Origin of the sequence: Limosilactobacillus galli (assembly GCF_947381495.1) — a bacterium.
GTDB lineage: Bacteria > Bacillota > Bacilli > Lactobacillales > Lactobacillaceae > Limosilactobacillus > Limosilactobacillus galli.
In genome coordinates this window covers 66,398-90,799 of record NZ_CANCWK010000003.1, presented here as the reverse complement: position 1 = coordinate 90,799, position 24,402 = coordinate 66,398, and the positions used below count along the sequence as shown (strand labels likewise).

Genomic DNA, 24,402 nt, shown 5'->3' with positions numbered 1-24,402 from the left:
GGTATTTGAGAAGCATCGACGGTCAGGTCGGTGCTTTTTCTTTTACTAATTTTAAAGGAAAACGGAGTTAAATGAAACCCGAAGATTTCATCTAACTCCGCTTATTTTTGGGGACTTATGTCGCAGCCCCTTTTTTGCTATACTGGAATTAAAACGATGACAAAGAGGGATAAACGTGGATGAAAAGAACTTATCGAAACGCCTGGCAACGGTTGCCAGCTACGTACCGGCAGGGGCCCGGATGGCCGACATCGGCTCCGACCATGCCTACCTGCCGGCGGCCCTGGCCCTGCAGAAGAAGATCAGCTATGCAGTGGCCGGCGAGGTCGTTAAGGGCCCGTACGAGAACGCCGTCAGTGAGATTAAGGGTCATGGTCTAACGGACCTAATCAAACCGCGCTTGGCAGATGGTTTGGCTGCCATTACGCCAGCTGACCGAATCGATACCGTGGTGGTTGCTGGGATGGGCGGGACCCTGATTGCCGAGATCCTGGAGCGGGGGAAAGACCGCCTGCAGGGGGTGCGGCGGCTAGTCCTGCAGCCCAACGTCGGTGAGGGGCGTTTACGACGGTGGCTGATGGATAATCGTTACCAGATCATGGCCGAGCAGATCGTCGCAGAGGATGACCACATCTACGAGATCATTGTGGCTGAGCCGTCAGTGGTGTCGTTTCGTTACAGTGATTATGAGCTGATGTTCGGCCCCCGCCTGCTGGAGAAGAAGGGTCCCGTCTTCACGGCGAAGTGGCGCGACTACATCAAGCGGCAGCAGGGAGTTATTCACCAGATGGAGCAGGCCCAGAAGGTTCCCGTTGCGCGAATTGCGGAGTTAAAACAGAAGTTAGCGTTGGTAGCGGAGGCGATAGATGATGATTAGTGGAACTACCTTGATTCAACACTTTGAGCGGTTTGCCAGTCCGCAGCTGGCGGAGAAGTGGGACCATGTTGGACTGCAGGTAGGGGACCCCGACCGGCCCATCAAGAAGCTGATGACCACCCTTGATACCCGTCCGGAGACCGTCCAGGAAGCTATCGACCAGGGCGTGGACTTTATCTTTGCCCACCACCCGGCAATGTTTCACCCAGCTAAGGACCTCGACACCCGGAACCCACAAAATGCCATGTATGCGCAGCTGCTGGCTCATCACATCACGGTCTATGCCGCCCACACCAACCTCGATACGGCTAACGGTGGCATGAACGATTGGCTGGCGGCTCAACTGCACCTCAGCAACTGTCAGCCGCTGGTTCCGGCCGGCAACGATCCCGTCTCGGGTCAGCCGGTAGGAATGGGCCGGATTGGCGACTTTGCCGTGTCAATGAACGCCGCGGACTTTGCCCGTTACTGCATGCGGATCTTCAACGTTAGCGGCCTGCGCCTGATTGTCAACCCGGCCGACCGGGATCGTCTGATTCATCGGGTAGCCGTACTGGGCGGTGCTGGCCAGGACTTCTATCAGCGGGCCGTTGAGCTGGGCGCCGATGCCTACGTGACTGGTGACGTCAGCTACCACTTTGCCCACGACATGATCGCCAACCACCTGACCGTAGTCGATCCCGGCCACCATATCGAGGCCGTCTGCGAACACGGTCTGGCCCAGTTGATCCGTCAGTGGCAGCAGGAGAATGGTTGGGATTTCGAAGTAATTGAGAATCGGATCAATACGGATCCCTTTACCTTAATGACCGCTGCAGACAAGAAGTAGGATAAAGGAGGACTTTATTATGGTTACAGAAAAGTATGATGGCTTGTTATCCCGTTTCCTGAAATATGTTAAGACTGAAACCCGGTCAAATCCGGCGTCCACCACGGTGCCATCTGACCCTAAGGAGACCGCGTTCTTAAATGAACTGGCAAAGGAATTGGAACAGATTGGCCTGGAGAACGTTCACATTAACAAGCAGAGCTCTTACCTGATGGCCACCATTCCCAGCAACATTGATTACAAGGTACCGACCATCGGCCTGATTTCCCACGTCGACACGGCGGACTTCAACGCCCACAACGTCAATCCGCAGATCATCGCGGACTATGATGGCCAGTCTGCGATTAAGCTCGGCGATGGCGAATACCAGCTGGATCCGGTAGTTTTTCCATCCCTGAAGAAGTATGCGGGGAACACCCTGATTACGACTGACGGGACGACCCTCTTAGGGGCTGATGATAAGTCTGGGGTGGCCGAGATTGTGACGATGGCCGACTACCTGATGAAGCACCCGGAGATTAAGCATGGTGAGATCAAGATCGGCTTGGGCCCTGATGAGGAGATTGGAACAGGCGCCGATCACTTTGACGTTGATGACTTCGGTGCCGACTTTGCCTACACAGTCGATGGCGGTCCCTTAGGTGAACTGGAGTATGAGACCTTCAATGCGGCCCAGGCGGAGATCGAGATCAAGGGAAATGACGTCCACACTGGGGTGGCAAAGGGGACGATGGTCAACGCCATCCAAGTGGCTATTGATCTTCATGACAGCCTGCCAACCCATGAGCGGGCCGAACGGACGGATGGCCGGCAGGGTTTCTTCCACCTCTACAAGTTTGACGGTACCGTCGACCACGCCTCGATGGTGTACCTGATTCGGGACCACGACAAGCAGACCTTTATTGAGCGTAAGCACCTGCTGGAACGGATCGTCGCCGGGCTTAACGATGAGTTAGGCGAAGAGCGGGTAACGATGAAGCTGTATGACCAGTACTACAACTTGAAGGATGCCTTAAAGGATCACATGGACGTGGTTAAGATTGCCAAGCAGGCAATGGAAGACCTGGGCATCAAGCCCGACATCTACCCGGTTCGGGGCGGTACGGATGGCTCGACGATTTCCTATATGGGGCTGCCGACACCGAACCTCTTTGCCGGCGGTGAGAACATGCACAGCCGTTTCGAGTATGTCTCCCTCCAGACGATGGAGCAGGCACTGGATACCCTGCTGGAGATCAACAAGCTGAATGTTGAGCAGGGTAATAAATAGTTGGGGATATAAAAAGGATCAACGATGTTACACCGTTGATCCTTTTTAAGTTAAAACTTAATTTTAGTTACTTGTTATCTTTAGTCTTAGCCGGATTGGCACTCTCGGTGATGGCCGTTACGGCGTTGACCGCAATTAATGCCATCACAACAGCCAAAATCCCAACTAGCGTATAGTCGGGTGTCAGGCCTTCAAGCTGACCGGTAATGTAGGCCAAAACTTCACCGAGGATCAGTGCCCAGATTCCGGCCACGATGTTTCGTGATAATACGTTCATGTAAGTCATCCCCTCTTTTAACTTCTTAATTTTAGCACAAACGACGGAAAATAGAAAAGGGGCAAACTGCTTTGAGTGTTTCATTGCTGTCGACTGGGTGAGATTTGGTATAATCTAGCTAGTACACGAAAGGAGGAGAGGGTCTTGGCTTTTACGCCACTCGATGTTCAGAGTTCATTCAGCCTGTTGCAGAGCTCGATCAGGATCCCTGAACTTGTTCAGACGGCCAAGGAGAAGGGGTACTATGCCTTGGCACTGACGGATGAAAATGTGCTTTACGGGGTTGCTGACTTCTATAACGCCGCTCGGCAGGTGGGGCTTAAGCCGCTCTTGGGGATGAAGATGCGGCTGGCCCTGGAGCAGGGGACGGGAAACAGCCTCATGCTGACCTTCATTGCCCGGAATCGGCAGGGGTACCGGCACCTGATGGACCTATCCACCCGGCACCAGACCACGGCCCCGGATAAGCTACCGCTGACGGTTGACCAGGTGGGGGACCTTTTAGGCGGGCTCTTTGTCATTGCGCCGCCGCAGACCGGGCTGTTCAGTGAATTCTTGCATCCTGACCAGTTCCTGGAACGGTTGCGAAAATTCACTGATCCCGATGGCCTCTTGCTGGGGGTTAGTCCGGACTTAGATCCGGTTCAGCAGACGACCATTAAAGAGCTTGCCCACGCTCAGGGGTTGCCTTTGGTGGGGAGTCGGCCGGTGGAGTATCTGGAACCCACGGACCAGTTTGCTACCAAGGTGCTCCGGGCAATTCAGACGGGGGGACAACTGGAAGATGTTGCCCACCAGGCCCAGGAACGGGGGGACCACTACCTGCGTTCTGCTGCCCAGGAGACCGTGGCCTACCAGCAAGCTGGGTTGAAGCAAGCAGCTGCGCAGACGGCGCTGTTGGCCCAGCAGTGCAATGTTAAGCTGGAATTCAAAGCTCCGGTTCTGCCGCACTTTGCAACCCCTGACAGGCTGAGTTCCCAGGAGTACCTGCGTTCCCTGTGTGAGCAGGGGCTGGCCAAGCGTCCGGTTGCAGCTGGCTTTACTAAGCAGGTCTATCAGCAGCGGCTCAACCATGAGCTGGCGGTAATCCACCAGATGGGCTTTGATGATTACTTCCTGATTGTTTGGGACGTCATGAACTTTGCCCACCGGCAGAATATTACGACTGATCCGGGGAGAGGGTCGGCAGCCGGCTCACTGGTGGCCTATGCCCTGGCCATCACCGAGGTAGACCCGCTGGAATACCACCTCCTGTTTGAACGGTTCCTCAACCCGGAGCGGGCCCAGATGCCCGACATCGACCTGGATATTCCCGACAACCGCCGTGGGGAAGTCCTCCAGTATGTTCATGATAAGTATGGTCACCAACACGTTGGGCAGATCATCACTTTCGGCACCTTGGGGGCCAAGCAGGTCCTGCGGGACGTCAGCCGGGTCTTTAATTGGCCGCGTTATGACGTCAACGAACTATTGGGTACCCTGCCTGACAGTTACAGTCTTACCTTGGCCAGTGCACTGAAAGACTCGCAACGGTTGCGCAACTTCATCGACGACCACCCGGATGCGCGCTTGCTGATGGCGGTGTCGCAGAAGCTGGAAGGGTTGCCCCGTCACTATTCGACGCACGCAGCCGGAATTGTTCTCTCTGAGCAGCCCCTGCACGAGATTGTACCCCTCCAGGATGGCGGTGAAGGCCTCCTGATGGCCCAGTTCACCAAGGGGACGGTTGAAGCCCTCGGACTGTTGAAAATGGACTTCTTGGGATTGAAGAACCTGTCAATCCTGGCGAAGACTCGCCAACTCGTCCGCCAGGAGCACCCGGACTTCTCACCGGCCCAGATCTCGTACGATGATCCGGCAACCCTGCGGCTTTTCCAGCGGGGACAGACGGACGGCGTCTTCCAGTTCGAGTCGAGCGGGATTCGCAATGTCCTGGTCGGCCTCCATCCCGACCGCTTTGAGGACATCATTGCTGTGAATGCTCTCTACCGGCCGGGACCGCTGGAGAACATCAGCCACTTCATTGCCCGCAAGCACGGCCAGGAGAAGTACCAGATCCCGGATCCGGCGCTGCGAGCGATCCTGGCCCCCACCTATGGCATCCTGGTCTACCAGGAACAGGTCATGCAGCTGGCATCGGCCATGGCTGGTTTCACTCTGGGGGAGGCCGACCTGCTGCGGCGGGCGATGAGTAAGAAGAAGGCGTCCGTGATGGTGGGGATGCGGGATAAGTTCCTCAAGGGGGCCGTTAAGAATGGTTTCACCATGGAGCGGGCCCAGCAGGTGTTTGACTACATCGACCAGTTTGCCAACTACGGCTTTAACCGGTCCCACGCGGTTGCCTATTCCATGCTGGCCTTCGAACTGGCCTACTTAAAGTGCCACTACCCGAACGCCTTCTACACAGCATTGATGGGGGCGGAGACCAACCTGACCAAGCTGCGGCAGCACGTTGCCAATGCCCGGAAGCTGGGTGTGACGGTGAAGGGGCCGCGGATCAATATCAGTGAAGAGTCCTTCACCCTGCATGCTGGCCAGATTTACTTCGGCCTGGCAGACATCAAGGGGATGCGGCGTGACTTCACGGCGGCGATCATTGAGCAGCGGCAGGCCGACGGACCGTACAAGGACCTGCGTGACTTTGTCAACCGAGTGCCGGCTAACTTCCGCAAGCAGGAGTTGATTGAGCCTTTGATCTATGCCGGCGCCTTTGACCAGTTGGACTATAATCGGGCGGAGATGATTGCGGCCCTACCAGAAATGGCATCGGGAATTGACCAGCTCCTGAATAGCTTTCAAGACGACCCGAGTCTGCAATCGACAATCACACGGCGAAACGAGTTTCCATTAACGACCCGGTTGCTGAAAGAGAATGAATACCTGGGTGTCTACCTTTCCGGGCACCCGGTCAGCCAGTACCGGCGGCTGGGCGCGACCCTGCACGTCCAAACAATTGACCGTCTGTGGCCCGGCCAAAGCGTCACCATCCTCCTCTTTGTCAACCACGTTAAGACGATCTACACCAAGCGCGACCACCGGCCCATGGCATTTGTCTCCGGTTCCGACCAAACGGGGACCATTGATATCACGGTTTTCCCCAAGCAATACCAGCGTTACGCTGAACAGCTGAAGGACAACCAAGTCCTGGTGGTGCACGGTAAGGTCGAAGTCCGGCCGGGGCGGGGAAACCAGCTCTTGGCGGACCAAATTCAGTCGGCCGCGGCCCTGCAAAAGCAGCTTGTTCCCAGTCAGCGCTGGGTGATCCGGGTCTTCCCGGACAAGGCCAACCGCCAGACGATGAGCAGATTGAACGAACTGATGCATGCTCACCACGGCAACATCCCGGTTCTGCTCTACTATCCCGCTACGGATGCCAAGCACCTTCAGGATCGTTCCAAGTGGCTGGACCAGGAGGAGGCCACTGCCAAGGCCCTGAACCAGCTGTTTGGCCAGGATAACGTGGTCCTGCAGACTTTAAAAAATTAAATCTAAATGAGAATTATCGATAATTTTGAAGTGATAGCGGTTTCTTGATAATTTCTGCACAAAAATTAAAGACACTGTTTTTGAAAAGTGCTATTATACAAGTGTGCAAATGAGGGATGCAATTGCAGACCGCAGTTGATGCATAAATGTAAAGGAGAGATTCATTTATGAAGAAAACCAAGATTGTAAGTACCCTTGGTCCTGCAAGTACTGATGTTGATACGATTGTTAAGCTGATCCAAGCGGGAGCAAACATTTTCCGTTTCAACTTCTCACACGGTGACCACCCAGAACACTTGGGCCGGATGCAAAACGTTAAGAAGGCCGAAGAGATCACTGGTAAGCACGTTGGTATCATGCTTGATACTAAGGGTGCTGAAATTCGGACTACTGTTCAAAAGGACGGTAAGATCGAATACAACATTGGTGACAAGGTTCGCATTTCCATGGATGCTTCATTAGAAGGTACCCACGACAAGATCGCCGTTACCTACCCAGGCCTGTACGACGATACTCATGTTGGTGGCCACGTTCTCTTTGACGATGGTCTGATCGACATGCTGATCGATGAAAAGGACGAAGCAAACAAGGAATTAGTTTGCCACGTTCTGAACCACGGTGTTCTTGGTTCACGGAAGGGTGTTAACGCCCCAGGTGTTTCCATCAACCTGCCAGGGATCACGAAGAAGGACAGCAGTGATATTCGTTTCGGTCTTGACAACAAGATCAACTACATCTCTGCTTCATTCGTTCGTAAGGCTCAAGACGTTCTTGACATTCGTGAACTTCTCAAGGAAAAGAACATGGAAGACGTTCAAATCTTCCCTAAGATCGAATCTCAAGAAGGTATCGATAACTTCGAAGAAATCATCGAAGTTTCTGATGGTCTGATGGTTCCTCGTGGTGACATGGGTGTTGAAATTCCTGCTGAAAATGTGCCAATCGTTCAGAAGCACATGATCAAGCGGTGCAACGAATTAGGTAAGCCAGTTATCACTGCTACCCAAATGCTGGACTCCATGCAAGAAAACCCACGTCCAACCCGTGCCGAAGTATCTGACGTTGCTAACGCCGTCTTCGATGGTACTGATGCAACGATGCTTTCTGGTGAAAGTGCCAACGGTGACTATCCAGTTAAGTCCGTTGCCATGATGAACGCCATTGACATCAAGGCTGAAAACCACCTTTGGGAATTCGGTACTGAAACCTTCGATTGGGACAAGTCTGACGTTACTGAAACGATCGGTTCTGCCGTTGCTAACGCTGCTAAGGACTTGGACATCCACACCATTGTTGCCTACACTGCTTCAGGCTACACTGCTAAGATGATCTCCAAGTACCGCCCTAACGCCGACATCGTTGCCCTGACTCCTAACGAGCGAGTAGAACGGGGCCTCATGATCAACTGGGGTGTTCAACCTTACGTTGTTTCTGAAATGAAGGATACTGACAAGATGTTCGACCTGGCTGCTGAAAAGGCAGTTGAACTCGGCTTCGCTAAGAAGGGTGACAAGATCATCATCGTTGCCGGTGTTCCTTTGGGTGTCCCAGGTGCTACTAACCTGATGCGGGTTAAGACGATTGACTAATCGTTATTAACGTTAAATGAAAAGAGTACGATTACGGTCGTGCTCTTTTTTTGTTGGCCGGAAGCTGGTCAAAGGCCGGTTCGCCGTGTAAAATAGTTCTAGTATGCAATCAAGAAGAGATAAGTGGGGTAAGAATATGAACTCTGCATTAGGAAAAGTCGTTTCAGCGGTCATGATCGATGAAAACGACGATTATTATTTTGTTCAACCGGCCCGGAACGGTCAGACATACCGCCTACCCAAGGAAGAGAGTCCGCAGGTCCTGCACATCGGCGGCCAGGTTTGCGGTTTCGTGTATGAAAATGAGAATCACCAGCTGCAGATGACCTGCAAACACATCCCAACGGTCCAGGTTGACCACTATGACTTTGGAACCGTCGTCGGGGTGCGGCGTGATCTCGGGGTGTTCGTTGATATCGGCCTGCCCAACAAGGATATTGTGGTCTCCTTAGATGACCTGCCGGAGCCCAAGCACCTCTGGCCGCAGCCGGGGGACCGTCTGATGATCGCCCTGACGGTTGACAGTAAGGACCGGATCTGGGGGAAGCTGGCGGATGATGCCATCTTCAATACCATCTCAGCGGCGCCGTCACCACGGTTGCAGAACCGTGATACCTATGCGACGGTCTACCGGCTGAAGCTCAATGGGACCCATGTCTTGACGGACGGTTACCACCTGGGCTTCATTCACCCTAGTGAGCGGGACCAGGAACCCCGGTTAGGCCAGCGGGTCAAGGCCCGGGTGATCGGGATCTCATCGCACAATAGCCTTAACCTTTCATTGAAGCCCCGGGCTTACCAGGCCATCGGCGAAGATGCCCAGATGCTGTTGGCTATGCTGAAACAGGACCAGCACCATCGTCTGCCGTATACTGACAAGAGCGATCCCAAGGTGATTCGGTCTGTCTTTGGCATCAGCAAAGGTCAATTCAAGCGGGCGGTTGGCCACCTGCTCAAGAAAGGATTGGTCGAGGAAAAGGATGGTCAGCTGGTTCTCCTAGAAAAGAATGATTAAATATGATGGACGAGATTACTGACTTTGTCGCAATGCTTAAAAATGAGCGGGGGCTGACCGCCAATACGCAGGCCAACTACCGCCGTGACCTGGTGCATGCCAAGGAGTTTTTTGCCCAGCAGGGAATCACAAGCTGGCAGGCAGTTGACCGCTATGCTGTGATGGATTTCCTGACGGCACAACAGCAGGCCGGCAAGTCGGTGGCGACCATTAACCGGTTAATCTCAAGCCTGCGGCAGTTCTTCCGCTACCTGGTCCGCCAGCAGCAATTGACGGCCAACCCGATGGAAACGATTGACCACCGGCCGGCGAATACACCGGCAGCTGCGCCGGTAATCCTGACCGAAGCGGAAGTGGAACGCCTGCTGGCTGTTCCTGACACCACGACTCCGTTGGGAATTCGAGACCGGGCGATTTTAGAGTTGCTCGATGCGACCGGAATGCGGGTGACCGAGTTGGCAACGCTGCCCCTGACTGCCCTCCACCTTGATATCAAGTTTGTCCAGCTACAGGGAAGTGGTCAGCACGAGCGGATGGTGCCGTTGGGGCGGCCAACTGTTCACTGGCTTGAGCGTTACCTGAAGGCGGTTCGGCCGCAACTGGCCGATGGCGACCAGACAGCGGTTTTCCTCAATGCCCATGGCCGGCCGCTGACCCGGCAGGGGATCTGGAAGAATTTCAAAAAATGGGTTCAGCAGGCCGACATCAATAAGCAGGTGACGCCGCAGACCTTTCGCTATACGCTGGCCGTGCAGATGCTTTCGCGCGGGGCCAGCGGGCAGGCGGTTCAGGAGATGCTGGGCTATACCGAGTTGCGCATGCTGCGCCCCTACTTGAAGGTGACGCCGCAGGAGCTTGCCGCAACCTACGAGAAGTACCATCCACGGGCATAGAACTAAAGGGGAATAGATATGCTAGTACACTACCGAAAAGACTATCAGAAGATTGCCATGGGCCTGCTTTCCTTACTCCCTGAGCTTCGTGATGAGCAGCGCTTCAAGGATGAGTTCCACTGGGCCCTGGAGGAGGAGAACCCAATCTACCTCTGGAAGGACCAGGAGGATAATCACTTTATTGCGGTGGTAATCTTAGAGTTGGGGACCGACTATGTCTTGCTGCGGCGGATCTCCTTTACACCGAGCGAGCGGTCCGGCCGCAATGTTTACGCCCTTTTGACAGCGATTCATGAGGAATACCTAGATCGGCGATTGATGGGAACCCTAAGTACCCAGCCATTGATTACAACATGGGGGAAGGCTAATGAGTGAGAATGAGACCATGACGGCGGGCCAGCAGCCGACCTTAAAACTAGGCGGCTTTGAGGGGCCCCTTGACCTCCTATTGCACCTGATCCGTGAGGCCAAGATGGATATCTATGACATTAAGATCGCGACGATTACCAGTCAGTACATGGATTACCTCCATCAGATGAAGGCACACCGGTTAGAAATTGCCGGGGAGTACTTTGTGATGGCTTCCACCCTGATGCGGATCAAGAGTCAGCTGCTGCTTCCCCAGGCCCCGCCGCTTGACGATGAGGAACCGGCGGAGGAACCAGTTGATCCACGTCAGGAACTGGTTGACCAGCTGATCGAATACCAGCGCTATAAGAAGGCGGCCGACCATCTCAAGGACAAGGAGAGTTACCGGCAGCAGGAGTACACCCGGCCGGCAATGCGGGTTCCCCGTGACTTGGTGAGTGAACAGGTGGCCCCGGGAGTCAGTCTTGACCAGCTCCAGGCGGCCTTTAGCCAGGTTCTCAAGCGGCACCGCTTTACACAACCCACCGTGGAAACTGTGGTGGCCGAGAAGGTCAGTGTTGCCCAGCAGATGCAGACGGTCTTTGAGAGGGTGACGGCCGGGCCACAGCGCTTTGTCGACCTGCTGGAAAGAGCGATAACCAGGGATGAGCTGGTCACCACCTTTCTCGCGGTTCTGGAACTGGCTAAGCACCAGGCCGTGCATATTGAACAGGCCGGATTGTTCGCCCCAATAATTATTAAGGAAGGTTTGAAGAGTGATGACTACCGAAATAACGAATACCGCCCAGATTGAGGGCCTGCTTTTCATCAGCGGTGATGAGGGAATCACTGTTGGTGACCTGGCCAAGATCACCGGCTTCATGAAAACGGCAATCACTGCGACGCTGGATAAGCTGGCGGAACGCTATGCGGCGGACCCTAATAGTGCTCTTGTCGTTTTGCACAGCGGTCAAACCTACCGCTTGGCCACTAAGCCGGCGCTGGCCCCGGTGATCAAGCAGTACTTTGAGATTCCGCTGACGGTGCCGCTGACCAATGCCTTGCTGGAGGTCCTGGCCATTATTGCCTACCGCCAGCCGATTACCCGTTTGGAGATTGACGAGATTCGGGGCGTACAGAGCTCAGGTTCGCTGCAAAAGCTGATGGCCCGGGGGCTGGTAGATACCCATGGCCGCTTAGATGCCCCTGGCCGGCCATTTCGCTACGTCACAACGGAAAGCTTCCTGGACTACTTTGGCCTGTCATCGCTGGATGACCTGCCGCCATTGCCGGAGCAAGAGGATCTCGACAGTGCTGATCTGAGAGGAGACCTCTTTTTAGCGGCATTCCAGTCCCGGAAGCAAGGAGGAGAAAATTAATGGAGAGACTACAAAAAGTGATGGCCGAAGCGGGGGTTGCCTCGCGGCGGGCCTCTGAGAAGCTGATTCAAAGCGGCCGGGTCCAGGTCAATGGTGAGACGGTCACTGAGCTCGGGACCAAGGTTGGCCGCCGCGACAAGGTGGAGGTTGACGGGGTGCCGATCCACCGTGAGCCACACGTTTACTACCTATTGAATAAGCCCCGCGGGGTTATCTCTAGTGCCCACGATGATAAGGGCCGGAAGACGGTGGTCGATATTCTGCGCGAAGACGAGGTGGAGGAACGGATCTACCCCGTTGGCCGCTTGGACTATGACACCACGGGGATCCTGCTGCTGACCAACGACGGTGCCCTGGCCAACAAGCTGATGCACCCCCGCTTTGAGGTTGCCAAGACCTACATTGCGAAGGTCAAGGGAATTGTTCAAAACGATGAGCTGAAGCGGCTGCGTCTCGGTGTCCGGGTCGATGGCCGCAAGACGAAACCGGCCAAGACCAGGCTGAAGGAAGTTGACCGTCACCACCAGACCAGTCTGGTCCAGCTGACGATCCACGAAGGCCGCTACCACCAGGTCAAGCGGATGTTTGAAGCGGTTGGTCACCCAGTGATCAAATTGCACCGGGAAACGTATGGTTTCTTGAACCTTCAGGGCCTGCAGTCGGGAGAATTCCGTGAACTGCGGCCCGAAGAGGTTACCAAACTGAAACAGCTTTAGTTGAATGATTGGCTATTGCAATATTGCACCGATATAGCAAAAATACAGCAAAAACTACGGAAAAGTATGGAATGGCATGGAATTGAAAGACGCTAAAAACGTTGACACGACGCGGATAAGCCCATATAATAGGAATTGTAAAATTAAAAAAGTTGTCTTCAAGGCGCGGTGAAATTCCCGACCGGCGGTGCAAGCCCGCAACCCACATCACGTGGTTGATCCAGTTGAATCCTGGAGCCGACAGTATAGTCTGGTATATAGAAGAGACTTCTACGTACGTTAACCCTAATTATGTTAGGCGCTGCTGACAGTATTTGTTGGTAGTGCTTTTTTATTTACGGGGCCGACTGAAGGCAATCTCAATGGAGGTTGTTATTATGACAGTGTCGCATTTACGAATTCAACGGTTGGTAGGAATCGCCTGCTTAGGGGCGCTTGCCTTTATCCTGATGTTGTTTGAGTTTCCAATTATCCCCATGGCTTCCTACCTTAAGATCGACTTTTCGGACGTCCCCGTCTTAATCGGGGGCTACCTCTATGGGCCAGTCGGGGGGATTGTAATCGCCGTGATCAAGTGCCTGATCCACGGCATGGTTCGGGGCTTCTCCGTTGGCGAACTGATCGGGCTGCTCGGCGACTTCATCTCGTCGCTGGCCCTCCTGCTGCCGTTCTGTCTGATTTGGCGAAGACGGCCGCAGTGGTCACCAAAAAAGCAGCTCCTGGTTGGAAGCGTTACGGCGACGGTGGTCCTGACCGTGGTGATGTCCCTGCTGAATCTATGGGTCCTGACCCCGCTGTACATGGCGGTTTGGAACTGGAAATCGACCCTGCCGGTTTCTCAGCTGGTCGCCCTCGGGGTCTTGCCGTTTAATATTATCAAGGGCCTGCTGGTCACGGGGATTTTCGCAATTGTTGCGACGCAGTTGAAGCCGTGGCTGACCGCTCGCCGTTATCAATAGGAATGATTGATTAATTAAAAACAAGGGATTGCAGTAAAAGTGATTTTGCTGCGGTCCCTTGTTTCGTGTATTTAAGGTTTGTTTCCGTTTATATCTAGTGAGAGAATGGATAATGAGGTTTTTGCTATGAATTCATACATACTACGTTTCTTTTCTTATCATCAGCCCCGCCGGATCCGGGTAATTGAGAGCTTGCTGACGAACCGGCTGACGGTGTCAAACCTATTTTGGGGCCAGCAGTATGGCCTTTTGCCGTGGCTGGGCGCCGCTCGGCAGCTTCAACGCACCGAATACGATGCGGTGATCAAGGCGTTGGCAGATGAACAACTGATAACTATTGACGATGAGCAGCAGGCGCGGTTGACGGTGAAGGGGGTCCAATGGCAAGAAGCAGAGCAGCCATACCAGCCGCATTTCTTGGATTGGTACTGGCTGACCAATACCAACCAGTTCGGTCAGCGCTTGCTCCTGGGAATGCAGGTGGTTTCGGAATACGCCTACCATAATGCCAAGTACGCTCCGGTGACGGTTGGCTATGGGCACATGTTGGCGGTAAAACGGTGGTTTCGCCAAGCCAACCACCGCCAGCTGGCAGCAGCGGTCTATCGCGACCTCGACCAGCTGACAACCGGCCTGGCGAGCGTCGATCAACGACTGGCGGTGTTTCTGGTTGACGGCTTGGTTGGCCATGATCTGCCGGCGTGGACGAATAACCAGCTGGCCGAGCGTCTGCGCCTTTCGCAAGCGGATATGCTGGCCCTCAACCATGACCTGCTCCTGGGGGTGGCCGCCTACTGCCAGCACGTTCCGGGGCCCCTGCAGGATCTTTTTGGCCCGTTGCTCAACGCTGGCCCGCTCTCCAAGAGTACGGCCGTGACCCTGGAACTTTATCGCCAGGGGGCCGCACTGGAACAGATTGCTGCGCGGCGCCGCTTGAAGTTAAGCACGGTGCGGGAACATCTCTTGGAGGTGGCCATCCTATGCCCAGAGCAGCTGGATTGGAACCAATTGCTGCCGCCTGCCAAACGAGCAGCGTTGGCTAAGCAGTATCCTGATCCGGACGTCACGAGCTGGCATTTTAATTCCGATGAGCAGGATGCAGGGAAGGCCTTCTTTGATTACCGCCTTTTTCAAATTCTTCGGGGGAGGGAACACCATGACTGATTCTGCAGAAATATACCGGTTGTTGCACGAGTACTTCGGTTATGAGCACTTTCGCGCTGGCCAGCAGGAGACGATTGAATCATTATTGGCGGGGCATGATACCCTGGTGGTTCTGCCGACGGGGGCCGGCAAATCGCTATTATACCAGTTGCCTGCTTACTTGCTGCCCGGTGGGGTGGTTATTGTTTCGCCGTTAATCTCTTTAATGCAGGACCAGGTTGATCGCCTCCGGCAGCATGGTGAAAAGCGGGTGGTGATGCTGAGCAGCCAGTTACAGGGCCCGGCGCGTGACCAGGTCTTGCACTCGCTGGCCAGCTTCCGCTTCATCTTTGCTTCACCGGAGATCCTGACTAATCCGGCCGTCCTGGCTGCCCTTTATCGGACGCCGTTAAGCATGATGGTAGTTGACGAGGCCCACTGTATCTCGCAGTGGGGGCCCGACTTTCGTCCCGAGTACTTGCTATTGCGACAGATTCGCCAACGGATCGGCCAGCCGCGGCTGCTGATGCTGACTGCCACCGCGACTCCACGCGTTCGGCGCGATATTCTTAATAAGCTGGGGCTGGATCACAACCAAGTTCACCAGGTGATTCGCTCGGTCAACCGGCCCAATATTTTTCTAGTGGTGAACCGGGTAGCTAACCCGCAGGCTAAGGACGAACGGCTGCTCCAGCTGGTTGCCAGCCTTCCGGGACCGGGGATCATTTACTTCGCTAGTCGGAAACTGGCAACGCAGATGGCCGATTGGCTCCGGGAGCAGACGGGCCTGGTAGTTGCTCCCTATCACGCGGGGATGTCTCCGGTCGATCGCTTCAAGATCCAGCAGCAGTTCATGAATAATCAGGTTCAAATTGTCTGTGCGACGAGCGCCTTCGGGATGGGGGTTGATAAGAATGATATCCGCTATATTATCCACTACCACCTGCCGGCCAATCTGGAAAGCTATATGCAGGAAATTGGCCGGGCCGGTCGTGATGGTCAGCAGAGCGTGGCCATCCTATTGTATGCGCCGGGGGATGAAGGCCTGCCGAGTCAGCTGACGGCCATCAGTCTGCCTAGTGTCGACCTTCTAACTCAGGTTAAAAACCATCAGCTGCGGCCGAATGTGCTGGGGGATGACCAGGAACTCTTTACCTTCTATTTGAACCATGGCTACCAGCCGGCACAGATTATTGCGGCCTTTAAGCAGCGGCGGCGCCAGCAAGCGCTCAGTCTGCAACGAATGTTGGATTATACCAGCCTGAAAACGTGCCGCCGGTCATTCCTGCTGAATTACTTCGGTGAGGAGGCCGGTGACTTTCCTTCGCCGTGTTGTGATATTGACCAGCAAGAATGGAGGGGGAAACTTTCCCTGCCGAAGTCACCGCGCAGACCAGCAAGTGCCGAGCAGGCTGACTGGCACCAGCGCCTGCGTCAGCTCTTTAACCAACCATCAGAATGACAATTCGGTGCTAGACAAGACGCAAAGACGTGCGCTACAATCAAAGACGTTAAACTTTATCGTGAAGGAGGTTTATTTAGTGAGTGAGCATCATGAAGAGACCCGCCAACAGCGTGATGAATTGTGGGATAAGACCTTTGCCGATAACGAGGATCTGGACAGTGACGGCCACCTATCACGGACGGAACACCGTCGGCAACGATCACACAATTCAATGGTCACAACGGTCCTGATTGTTCTGATTATTATCTTGGCTGCCGCCCCGGTAATCTACTGGGTCAACAACAAGCAGTCGTTCAATCACCCGTTGCGGACGGAACAGCAGGCGTCGTCATCCGTGAGTAGTAAAAAAAAAGCTTCTCAACGGTCCCAAACCTCAGCTAAAAAACATCACCGCGCCAGCAGTTCGTCTGTAAGCAGTAGTCAGTCATCTGCCGCATCGATCACAAGCAGCAGTAGCATTTCGAGCAGTCAGACCAGTCGGACTAGCAGCATTGACAGCAGCAGTAGTTCACTGACGAGAAATACGCAGGGACAGCGGTATGTGACGGTGCAGCGCGGCGAGAGTGTTTACCGGATTGCGGAACGCAATGGGATATCCGCCCAGGAACTCGCCCGGTTGAACAATATGACGATCAGGACTGCGATTCATCCTGGTCAGCAGTTACGAGTAAGATAGATTTGGAGTGAAAGAATAGATATGACAAAGGGGATCCAAGTAGCCATTGATGGGCCGGCCTCAGCAGGGAAAAGTACGGTTGCCAAGCTGGTGGCGAAGCGTTTTAACTATGTGTACTGTGACACGGGGGCAATGTATCGGGTTGTGACCCTGGCCGCCTTGCGCAAGGGACTATCGATGGATGATACCGACCAGATTGTTTGCCTGGCTCAGCAGATCAAGATCAGCTTTCAGCCCGGCGACCCCGAACAGCGGGTGTTTCTTGATGGTGATGAGGTCACCCAGGACATCCGGCAGGGGCAGATTGACAATAACGTTTCCGCGGTGGCGGCGATTCCGGCGGTCCGGACGGAAATGACCCGTCAGCAAAGAGAGATCGCCCAGAATGGCGGCATCGTGATGGATGGCCGTGACATTGGAACGACCGTTCTGCCGAACGCCCCCGTTAAGATCTTTATGGTGGCCACAGCGTATGAGCGGGCCCGCCGGCGTTATGTTGAAAACAAGGCGAAGGGGATTGCAACGGCTTCTTTAGAGGAGCTCCAAAAGGAAATTGAACTTCGGGATAAGAAGGACTCAACCCGGGCAGTTTCACCGCTGACTCAGGCCCCTGATGCCACCCGGCTGGACACCACCAACCTGACGATTGACCAGGTTGTGGACGAGATCAGCAAAATAATCAAAAAAACTCAGGAACAATTACAGTAAACACTGGAAATACTAAACTTTTTTTAGTAGAATAGTTTCTAGAGTTGATTGTTGCAAGGAGGATTTTTTTTAATGGCTGAAAACAATGAAAAGAACAACGATATGTTAAAGGCACTCGATAGCATCGAAACTGTTAAGGTGGGCGATGTTGTCAAGGGTGAAGTTTTGGCAATCGATGACGATCGTCAAGCTATCGTTGGTATTAAAGATGCAGGGGTTGAAGGTGTCGTCCCTGCTAAGGAATTATCAACCAAGCCAGTTGAAGACATCAATGATGCAGTTAAAGTGGGTGACGAATTAGACTTAGTTGTCATCTCTAAGATTGGTAACGATAAGGAAAATGGTAGTTACTTACTTTCTCACCGTCGTCTTGAAGCCCGTAAGGTATGGGATGACATTCAAAAGAAGTTCGATGATGGTGAAACCATCACTGCTAAGGTTACCCAAGCAGTTAAGGGTGGTTTAGTTGTTGATGCTGGAGTACGTGGCTTTGTCCCTGCTTCAATGATCACTGATCACTACGTTGAAGATCTGAACCAGTTCAAGGGTCAAGAACTTGAATTCAAGATCATCGAAATCGAACCAAGCGAAAACCGCTTGATCCTTTCCCACAAGGAAATCGTTAAGGCTGAACACGAAAAGGCTGCTGAAAAGATCTTTGCCGAATTACAACCTGGCGACATCGTTGAAGGTAAGGTTGCCCGGATGACTAACTTCGGTGCCTTCATTAACCTCGGTGGTGTTGATGGTCTGGTTCACGTTTCTGAAATTTCCTACGACCACGTTGACAAGCCATCAGATGTTCTGTCTGCTGGTCAAGACGTTAAGGTTAAGGTATTGAGCGTTGACTCTGACCGTGAGCGGATCTCACTCTCCATCAAGCAGACGCTTCCTGGACCATGGGATGATATCGAAGAAAAGGCCCCAGCTGGCTCTGTTCTGACTGGTACTGTTAAGCGTCTGACGAGCTTTGGTGCCTTCGTTGAAGTATTCCCTGGCGTTGAAGGTTTGGTTCACATTTCCCAAATCTCACACAAGCACATCGCTACGCCAGCTGATGTACTTAAGCCAGGTCAAGAAGTCAAGGTTAAGGTATTGAACGTCGACCCAGAACGTCAACGTTTAGGCTTATCCATGAAGGCTCTTGAAGAACGTCCAAAGGGTGAAGACAACGACAACCGTCGCGGTGGCCGTCGTCCACGCCGGAACAACAACCGGAACGCCATGAACAACGCCCCAGAAGAAGAAACTGGTTTCTCCATGGGTGATTTGATTGGTGACAAGCTGAAGGACTTACGGAACAACTAATTCCAATTAAGTTGCATTCGGGGAGGCTGAGAAGAAAGGTATTTCTTCCCAGCCTTTCTTTTATTCAATAATTAAAAGGGGTGAAAATTATGGCAAATCCAGTTGTCGCAGTGGTTGGCCGGCCGAACGTCGGCAAGTCAACCCTCTTTAACCGTATTGCGGGTGAACGAATCTCAATCGTTGAAGATACTCCCGGGGTTACCCGCGATCGGATCTATGCTCACGGTGAATGGTTGGGAAAGCATTTCAACTTGATTGACACCGGGGGAATTGAGCTGTCTGATCAGCCGCTTCTGACCCAGATCCGGGAGCAGGCTGAAGTGGCCATTGATGAAGCCGACGTGATCATCTTCGTGGTTGATATCGAGAACGGGGTCACTGATGCCGATGAACAGGTGGCCCGGATCCTTTACCGTTCTGACAAGCCGGTGGTCCTGGCAGTCAACAAGGTCGATAACCCGGAGCGACGCAGCGACGTGTACGACTTCTACTCACTGGGGTTGGGCGAACCATACCCGGTTTCCAGTGTCCACGGTGTTGGGATGGGAGACCTGCTGGATGCGGTCATCCACCGCTTCCCGGACAACGTGGCCAACGAAGAAGACGACAGTATTCACTTCAGTTTCATTGGGCGGCCGAATGTCGGCAAGTCTTCCCTGGTTAACGCGATCTTAGGCCAGAACCGGGTGATTGTCTCCAACGTCGCGGGAACCACCCGTGATGCGATTAACACCAGCTTTACAACCGCGGATGGCCAGGAGTTTACAATGGTCGATACGGCTGGGATCCGGAAGAAGGGCAAGATCTACGAGAATACGGAACGCTATGCCCTGATGCGGGCGATGCGGGCCATTGACGACAGTGACGTGGTCTGCGTGGTTCTCAACGCTGAAGAGGGAATCCGTGAAATCGATAAGCACATCGCCGGTTACGCCCATGAGGCCGGCTGCGGGGTGATCATCGTCGTTAACAAGTGGGATACCTTAAAGGAGAAGGATCACCGGACGATGACCGACTTCACCAACCTGATTCGCCAGGAGTTCCAGTACCTGAGCTACGCGCCGATCATCTTTGTTTCCGCCAAGACCAAGCAGCGGCTCAACCAGCTGCCGGGGCTGATTGAGGAGGTCAATGCGCATCACAAGCGGCGGATCCAGTCCTCCGTTCTCAACAACGTCTTGATGGACGCCATCGCGGCGAACCCAACCCCGACCCAGAACGGCAAGCGGCTGCGGATCTACTATGGGACCCAGGTTGCCACGGCGCCGCCAACTTTTGTGATCTTCGTCAACGATCCCGAACTGATGCACTTCTCTTACCAGCGCTATCTGGAAAACCAGATTCGGCAAGCCTTTGATTTCAGCGGGACGCCGATCCACCTGATTAAGCGTCAGCGTCAGTAAAATTATTGGTGTTTGGAAACCATAAAAAAGGCTTAAAAATTGGTGAAAAGCGCTTGCCAGTAGGGTTTCACTATGCTAACCTTAACAATGAAATGATACGAACTCCTCGTAATTATTTCGTTAATTTTGGACCACTCAAAATTAACATTCATTGGTGCCGCTTCGGTGGCGTCGATTTGTGGGAGGTGAAATCAAATGGCAAACAAAGCAGAATTAGTAAGTAATGTTGCTGCTGCAACTGGCTTGACTAAGAAGGATGCTACGGCTGCTGTTGACGCTGTCTTCAGTTCTATCCAAGCATCTTTGGCTAAGGGTGAAAAGGTTCAATTGATCGGCTTCGGTAACTTCGAAGTTCGTCAACGTGCTGCACGGAAGGGCCGTAACCCACAAACTGGTAAAGAAATCCAAATTCCTGCAAGCAAGGTACCAGCATTCAAGCCTGGTAAAGCTTTGAAGGACGCTGTTAAGTAATTAACAGCCTAATATAACAAACGAGAAGGCTAGCTCAGCTAGCCCTCTCGTTTTATTTTTGCGGTAATCTTTGCTATTCTTAAGACATATTACTAAATAGGAGCGACCAAAATTGACATATTCAGAACAGATGCTTGATCAACTGCAGGCGGGTGAGCTGACCAACGCCAAGCGGACCTTCCGGCAGGCCCTCGACCATGACAGCGATGATATGCTCTTCAGTCTGGCCGAGGAACTGTACGGTCTGGGCTTCCTCCGCCAGGCACGACGGACCTACCTGACCCTGTTGCAGCGCTACCCCGACGAGGACGAGCTGCGGACCAACCTGGCGACGATTGCCATCGATGAGGGCCATAATGACGAAGCCCTCTCCTACCTGGCTCAGGTAAAGCCGGACTCCCCGGCCTACCTGGAATCCCTGCTGGTGGCCGCCGACCTCTACCAGACCGAGGAGGAGTTCGAAGTTACTGAGCAGAAGCTGAAGGAGGCCGAACAATTGGCTCCTGACGAACCAGCCGTTCAGTTTGCCCTGGCGGAGTTCTACTACCTGGTGGGCCGCTTCGATGACGCCATCGACTACTACTTCCGTCTCATCAAGAACGGGTATACCGAATTTGCCAAGGTCGACATCGCCGGGCGGCTGGGGATGTGCTATGCCCAGAGCGGTCAATTCAAACAGGCCCTGGGCTACCTCAAGCAGGTCAAGCCCGACTACCAGACGAGCGACATCCGCTTCCAGACGGGGATGACCCAGCTTCATCTCGACCAGGTGGATGCGGCGATCAAGACTTTGGAGGACCTGATCAAAGACGATGACCAGTACGCATCTGCCTATCCGGTTCTGGCGCAGGCTTTCTCCAAGCAGCGCAACTATCCTCAAGCTTTGCGGACGATTCAGGAGGGCCTCGCGGTTGACCAGTACAACGAGCAGCTGTACTCACAGGCGGCCGCGATCGTCAGCCACCTCGGCAACCACCAGTTGATGGAGAAATACCTCAAGAAGGCTCATGAACTGGACCCGGACAACCTGACCATCATCCTTCAGTACAGCAACTTCCTCCTGCACCAGCATGACGACCAGGCCAACATCAAGCTGCTGGCCCCGCTGATCAAGGAGGACGAGGTGGACCCCCAGGTGTACTGGAACCTGGCCCGGTCCTACCAGCGGACAGAACAATTTGATCTTGCTGGCAAGTACTTCCGCGCTGCGGCCCCGAGCTACCAGGATGATCCAACCTTCCTGAAGGAGCTGATTGACTTCGACCGGGAGATGGGGAATACCCAAGACTTGCTGCCGGAACTGCGCCGTTACCTGGCCCTGGTACCAACTGACACAGCAATGCAAGACCTGCTGGACGAGTACGAGGAATATTAGACAGTATAAAAAAGAGCTAGTGATTCCGTCATTTGTGGAGTCACTAGCTTTTTCATTGCAGTTTCAAAAGAAGCCGCTGGTAGTAGAGCAGGGATGCGGGATCGAGCTTTAGGCGATCCATCAGCTCCCCGTCAGATAAGTCCCGGTGCTTGGCCAACTCGGTCAGGACATAGCTCTGGTGAAGGTACTTGGGGGCGAGGTGGAAACCAAGGTAATCCTGATCGTTCCGCAGGTACTTATGAAGGCCAGCGTTGGTGAGCTGGGGTGCGTCCGGCTGGTAGCGCTGCTTCAAGAAGAGGTCGGCTGAATTCTGTAGGGCCTGGCGGGGCCGGATGAAGTCGTTGTACTGCCGAAGAAACGCCTGCTCGACCGGATCAGTGATCGTTAGTTGGTCCAGGACCCGGTAGAAGCCGGGCTGGAGAAACTCACCCACGGTAAAGCCGTGCTTGCTGAGAAGGAGGGTCAGCCGGGTATAGTAGTGGACGTGGTTATCCTGGAGGATTGTATCCAGCTGCTGGAGCCACTTGGTTGAGATCCGCTGGCGAGGGTTAATGGCCTGGCCGTGGAGAGTGAGGGTCGGGTAATCCGCAATCAATTGATGGGTGAAGAGGTAGCGGAAGTACCGGTTGAGGTGGGAGAGGATCTTATTGTAGGTTCCCATGGTAATTCCCTGTTTGGTCCGCAACATGTCGAAGTAGGCCCGGACGTCGCTTTCGGTGAGGTTCGCCAGCCGGGGGTCGTGTGCAAAGGCGGGCCGGTTAGCCAGCAAATAGCTGAAGAAGTTAGTCAGGCTGGTCTCGTAAGTCTGGACGGTCAGCGGAGCCAGTTTCTTCTGGTCGCGCAGAAAGTCCTGGAATTGTTTTTGGTATGGGTAGTTCATGACCGCAAGACTCCTCCTTTGAAGTAGTAATTTACTTTAACTATACCACAAAACAGAAATTAGCACAGTAAAAGGTGATTTGTTATAATCAATAGCAGACGAAAAGAAGGACTTGATAAAATGATAATTAAAGAGCTTCCGGCAATTTTCACGCCGGCCCGTCCCGTCCTGCAGAAAATCGAGCAGGCCGGCTTTGAAGCCTACTTTGTCGGTGGGTGTGTGCGGGATACCATCCTGGGGGACCCCATCCACGATATCGACATTGCGACGAGTGCCTATCCCAGTGAAATCAAGGCGATCTTCAAGCGGACCGTTGATACGGGGATCGAACACGGCACCGTGATGATTCTGGACCACGGGACTGGTTATGAGACGACGACCTTTCGGACCGAGTCGGGCTACCAGGACTACCGCCGCCCGGACAAGGTAACCTTTGTGCGGTCCCTAGCTGAAGACCTTAAGCGGCGGGACTTCACGATTAACGCCCTGGCACTCCGGGAGAATGGGGAAGTGATCGACCTCTTTGACGGCCTGACCGACCTGAAGAAGCACCTGATTCGGGCGGTTGGTGATCCTAACGAACGCTTCCACGAGGATGCCCTGCGAATGATGCGGGCAGTTCGCTTTGCCAGCAAGCTGGGCTTTATGATTGACCCGGCCACCCTGGCGGGAATCAAGCAGAATGCGCCGCTGTTAGCGAAGATTGCGGTGGAACGGATCCAGGTTGAATTTGAAAAGCTGCTTTTAGGTCAGCAACCGGTCAGCGGGCTGAAGGACTTTATTGCCACCGGCCTGTACCAATATTGTCCCGGGTTAGCCGACCAAAAGGATGCCCTGAGCGGATTACTGGTGTTGAATAACTGGCAGTTGGCGAATACCCAGCAGGCCTGGGCCATGATCTGTGTTCAGCTGGGGCTCACCGGCCAGCAAATTGGATGCTTTCTCAAACAGTGGAAGACCTCCAATGACCTGATCAAGCAGGTCAAGAAGATCGTGCCGCTGGTTGCTAGCCTTCGTAATAATACATTGTCAGCCATGGACCTATTTGAGGGCGGCTGGCAGGCTGTTCAGGATGCCAACCAGGTGGCCAAGCTTTACGGCTGGGTCAAGGATGATTCTGAGATCGAAAACCAGTACCAGGCATTGCCGATCAAGAGCAGCAAGGAATTGGCAGTTGACGGACGGACCTTGATTGTCGATGGTCAGCTCAAACCCGGCCCCCTGTTGGGTAAGGTTCTAAATGATTTGACAAGAGCAGTAGTGCAAGGTCAATTGACAAATGACCGGGAGACCTTACTGGCGACCGCCCGGCAACTCGCGGAAGAAAAGGGGTAA

23 protein-coding genes and 1 riboswitch are annotated in these 24,402 nt (G+C 53.8%); of the genes, 21 read left to right on the top strand and 2 right to left on the bottom strand.

The genetic code is table 11. The features are described 5' to 3' along the window. Positions 1-175: 175 nt before the first annotated feature. From QOS10_RS01560 to pepT, 3 genes are read left to right on the top strand one after another with little or no spacing between them, the layout of a single operon-like run. The gene (locus tag QOS10_RS01560) at positions 176-877 is read left to right on the top strand and encodes a tRNA (adenine(22)-N(1))-methyltransferase (RefSeq protein WP_283593268.1); all 702 of its coding nucleotides are present in this window, start codon (positions 176-178) and stop codon (positions 875-877) included. Beyond that, positions 870-1,706, top strand: a complete 837-nt coding sequence (locus QOS10_RS01555) for a Nif3-like dinuclear metal center hexameric protein (RefSeq protein WP_283593267.1) — start codon at positions 870-872, stop codon at positions 1,704-1,706. The genes QOS10_RS01560 and QOS10_RS01555 overlap by 8 nt, the downstream gene beginning before the upstream one ends. Before the next feature lie 19 nt (positions 1,707-1,725). Then, positions 1,726-2,976: a peptidase T gene (gene pepT / locus QOS10_RS01550; RefSeq protein ID WP_283593266.1), complete on the top strand. Its 1,251-nt coding sequence runs from the start codon at positions 1,726-1,728 to the stop codon at positions 2,974-2,976. Positions 2,977-3,043: 67 nt separating this feature from the next. Here the strand turns inward: pepT and QOS10_RS01545 are convergent, their stop codons facing one another. After that, a complete protein-coding gene (locus QOS10_RS01545) occupies positions 3,044-3,253 on the bottom strand; it encodes a YjzD family protein (protein WP_283593265.1) in 210 nt (69 codons plus the stop codon). A 144-nt stretch (positions 3,254-3,397) separates the two neighbouring features. On the opposite strand from QOS10_RS01545, the gene dnaE reads away from it, so the two are divergent. The 17 genes from dnaE (at position 3,398) to QOS10_RS01460 (ending at position 22,187) form a co-directional block, all read left to right on the top strand. After that, positions 3,398-6,739, top strand: coding sequence for a DNA polymerase III subunit alpha (gene dnaE / locus QOS10_RS01540; protein WP_283593264.1), 3,342 nt, complete (start codon positions 3,398-3,400; stop codon positions 6,737-6,739). A gap of 167 nt (positions 6,740-6,906) precedes the next feature. After that, a complete protein-coding gene (gene pyk, locus QOS10_RS01535; RefSeq protein WP_283593263.1) occupies positions 6,907-8,328 on the top strand; it encodes a pyruvate kinase in 1,422 nt (473 codons plus the stop codon). A gap of 136 nt (positions 8,329-8,464) precedes the next feature. Next, positions 8,465-9,343, top strand: coding sequence for a CvfB family protein (locus tag QOS10_RS01530; protein ID WP_283593272.1), 879 nt, complete (start codon positions 8,465-8,467; stop codon positions 9,341-9,343). A gap of 5 nt (positions 9,344-9,348) precedes the next feature. Beyond that, complete coding sequence (locus QOS10_RS01525) at positions 9,349-10,236, top strand: tyrosine-type recombinase/integrase (protein WP_283593262.1); 888 nt, start codon at positions 9,349-9,351, stop codon at positions 10,234-10,236. Between the two features lie 18 nt (positions 10,237-10,254). Continuing rightward, a complete protein-coding gene (locus tag QOS10_RS01520; protein ID WP_283593261.1) occupies positions 10,255-10,611 on the top strand; it encodes a reductase in 357 nt (118 codons plus the stop codon). Further along, complete coding sequence (locus QOS10_RS01515; protein WP_283593260.1) at positions 10,604-11,398, top strand: segregation and condensation protein A; 795 nt, start codon at positions 10,604-10,606, stop codon at positions 11,396-11,398. The genes QOS10_RS01520 and QOS10_RS01515 overlap by 8 nt, the downstream gene beginning before the upstream one ends. Continuing rightward, complete coding sequence (gene scpB, locus QOS10_RS01510) at positions 11,376-11,963, top strand: SMC-Scp complex subunit ScpB (protein ID WP_283593271.1); 588 nt, start codon at positions 11,376-11,378, stop codon at positions 11,961-11,963. The genes QOS10_RS01515 and scpB overlap by 23 nt, the downstream gene beginning before the upstream one ends. Next, positions 11,963-12,679 (top strand): pseudouridine synthase, encoded by a 717-nt coding sequence (locus tag QOS10_RS01505; RefSeq protein WP_283593259.1) that lies wholly within the window; start codon positions 11,963-11,965, stop codon positions 12,677-12,679. Before scpB ends, QOS10_RS01505 begins: the two co-directional genes overlap by 1 nt. 150 nt (positions 12,680-12,829) lie before the next feature. Further along, positions 12,830-12,949: riboswitch (FMN riboswitch) on the top strand. A 107-nt stretch (positions 12,950-13,056) separates the two neighbouring features. Further along, positions 13,057-13,638, top strand: a complete 582-nt coding sequence (locus tag QOS10_RS01500) for an ECF transporter S component (protein WP_283593258.1) — start codon at positions 13,057-13,059, stop codon at positions 13,636-13,638. A gap of 126 nt (positions 13,639-13,764) precedes the next feature. Next, positions 13,765-14,802, top strand: a complete 1,038-nt coding sequence (locus tag QOS10_RS01495; RefSeq protein ID WP_283593257.1) for a helix-turn-helix domain-containing protein — start codon at positions 13,765-13,767, stop codon at positions 14,800-14,802. Next, positions 14,795-16,243 carry a RecQ family ATP-dependent DNA helicase gene (locus QOS10_RS01490; protein ID WP_283593256.1) on the top strand — a complete coding sequence of 483 codons (1,449 nt, stop codon included), beginning with the start codon at positions 14,795-14,797 and terminating at the stop codon, positions 16,241-16,243. The genes QOS10_RS01495 and QOS10_RS01490 overlap by 8 nt, the downstream gene beginning before the upstream one ends. 79 nt (positions 16,244-16,322) lie before the next feature. Next, the gene (locus QOS10_RS01485; RefSeq protein WP_283593255.1) at positions 16,323-16,922 is read left to right on the top strand and encodes an SAG1386/EF1546 family surface-associated protein; all 600 of its coding nucleotides are present in this window, start codon (positions 16,323-16,325) and stop codon (positions 16,920-16,922) included. A 21-nt stretch (positions 16,923-16,943) separates the two neighbouring features. Beyond that, positions 16,944-17,630, top strand: coding sequence for a (d)CMP kinase (gene cmk / locus QOS10_RS01480; RefSeq protein ID WP_283593254.1), 687 nt, complete (start codon positions 16,944-16,946; stop codon positions 17,628-17,630). 72 nt (positions 17,631-17,702) lie between these two features. Next, the gene (rpsA, locus tag QOS10_RS01475) at positions 17,703-18,938 is read left to right on the top strand and encodes a 30S ribosomal protein S1 (protein ID WP_283593253.1); all 1,236 of its coding nucleotides are present in this window, start codon (positions 17,703-17,705) and stop codon (positions 18,936-18,938) included. 89 nt (positions 18,939-19,027) lie between these two features. After that, complete coding sequence (der, locus tag QOS10_RS01470; RefSeq protein ID WP_283593252.1) at positions 19,028-20,341, top strand: ribosome biogenesis GTPase Der; 1,314 nt, start codon at positions 19,028-19,030, stop codon at positions 20,339-20,341. Between the two features lie 195 nt (positions 20,342-20,536). Then, positions 20,537-20,812 (top strand): HU family DNA-binding protein, encoded by a 276-nt coding sequence (locus QOS10_RS01465; protein ID WP_057808260.1) that lies wholly within the window; start codon positions 20,537-20,539, stop codon positions 20,810-20,812. A gap of 112 nt (positions 20,813-20,924) precedes the next feature. Continuing rightward, positions 20,925-22,187: a tetratricopeptide repeat protein gene (locus tag QOS10_RS01460; RefSeq protein ID WP_283593251.1), complete on the top strand. Its 1,263-nt coding sequence runs from the start codon at positions 20,925-20,927 to the stop codon at positions 22,185-22,187. A 52-nt stretch (positions 22,188-22,239) separates the two neighbouring features. On the opposite strand, the gene QOS10_RS01455 is transcribed toward QOS10_RS01460, so the two are convergent. Continuing rightward, the gene (locus QOS10_RS01455) at positions 22,240-23,067 is read right to left on the bottom strand and encodes a site-specific integrase (RefSeq protein WP_283593250.1); all 828 of its coding nucleotides are present in this window, start codon (positions 23,065-23,067) and stop codon (positions 22,240-22,242) included. A gap of 120 nt (positions 23,068-23,187) precedes the next feature. On the opposite strand from QOS10_RS01455, the gene QOS10_RS01450 reads away from it, so the two are divergent. Further along, a complete protein-coding gene (locus tag QOS10_RS01450; RefSeq protein WP_283593249.1) occupies positions 23,188-24,402 on the top strand; it encodes a CCA tRNA nucleotidyltransferase in 1,215 nt (404 codons plus the stop codon).

Coding starts and splice junctions, on each gene's coding strand:
- QOS10_RS01555 (WP_283593267.1), top strand. CDS start 870: ATGATTAGTGGAACTACCTTGATTCAACACTTTGAGCGGTTTGCCAGT.
- pepT (WP_283593266.1), top strand. CDS start 1,726: ATGGTTACAGAAAAGTATGATGGCTTGTTATCCCGTTTCCTGAAATAT.
- QOS10_RS01545 (WP_283593265.1), bottom strand. CDS start 3,253: ATGAACGTATTATCACGAAACATCGTGGCCGGAATCTGGGCACTGATC.
- pyk (WP_283593263.1), top strand. CDS start 6,907: ATGAAGAAAACCAAGATTGTAAGTACCCTTGGTCCTGCAAGTACTGAT.
- QOS10_RS01530 (WP_283593272.1), top strand. CDS start 8,465: ATGAACTCTGCATTAGGAAAAGTCGTTTCAGCGGTCATGATCGATGAA.
- QOS10_RS01525 (WP_283593262.1), top strand. CDS start 9,349: ATGGACGAGATTACTGACTTTGTCGCAATGCTTAAAAATGAGCGGGGG.
- QOS10_RS01520 (WP_283593261.1), top strand. CDS start 10,255: ATGCTAGTACACTACCGAAAAGACTATCAGAAGATTGCCATGGGCCTG.
- QOS10_RS01515 (WP_283593260.1), top strand. CDS start 10,604: ATGAGTGAGAATGAGACCATGACGGCGGGCCAGCAGCCGACCTTAAAA.
- QOS10_RS01505 (WP_283593259.1), top strand. CDS start 11,963: ATGGAGAGACTACAAAAAGTGATGGCCGAAGCGGGGGTTGCCTCGCGG.
- QOS10_RS01500 (WP_283593258.1), top strand. CDS start 13,057: ATGACAGTGTCGCATTTACGAATTCAACGGTTGGTAGGAATCGCCTGC.
- QOS10_RS01495 (WP_283593257.1), top strand. CDS start 13,765: ATGAATTCATACATACTACGTTTCTTTTCTTATCATCAGCCCCGCCGG.
- QOS10_RS01490 (WP_283593256.1), top strand. CDS start 14,795: ATGACTGATTCTGCAGAAATATACCGGTTGTTGCACGAGTACTTCGGT.
- cmk (WP_283593254.1), top strand. CDS start 16,944: ATGACAAAGGGGATCCAAGTAGCCATTGATGGGCCGGCCTCAGCAGGG.
- rpsA (WP_283593253.1), top strand. CDS start 17,703: ATGGCTGAAAACAATGAAAAGAACAACGATATGTTAAAGGCACTCGAT.
- der (WP_283593252.1), top strand. CDS start 19,028: ATGGCAAATCCAGTTGTCGCAGTGGTTGGCCGGCCGAACGTCGGCAAG.
- QOS10_RS01465 (WP_057808260.1), top strand. CDS start 20,537: ATGGCAAACAAAGCAGAATTAGTAAGTAATGTTGCTGCTGCAACTGGC.
- QOS10_RS01455 (WP_283593250.1), bottom strand. CDS start 23,067: ATGAACTACCCATACCAAAAACAATTCCAGGACTTTCTGCGCGACCAG.
- QOS10_RS01450 (WP_283593249.1), top strand. CDS start 23,188: ATGATAATTAAAGAGCTTCCGGCAATTTTCACGCCGGCCCGTCCCGTC.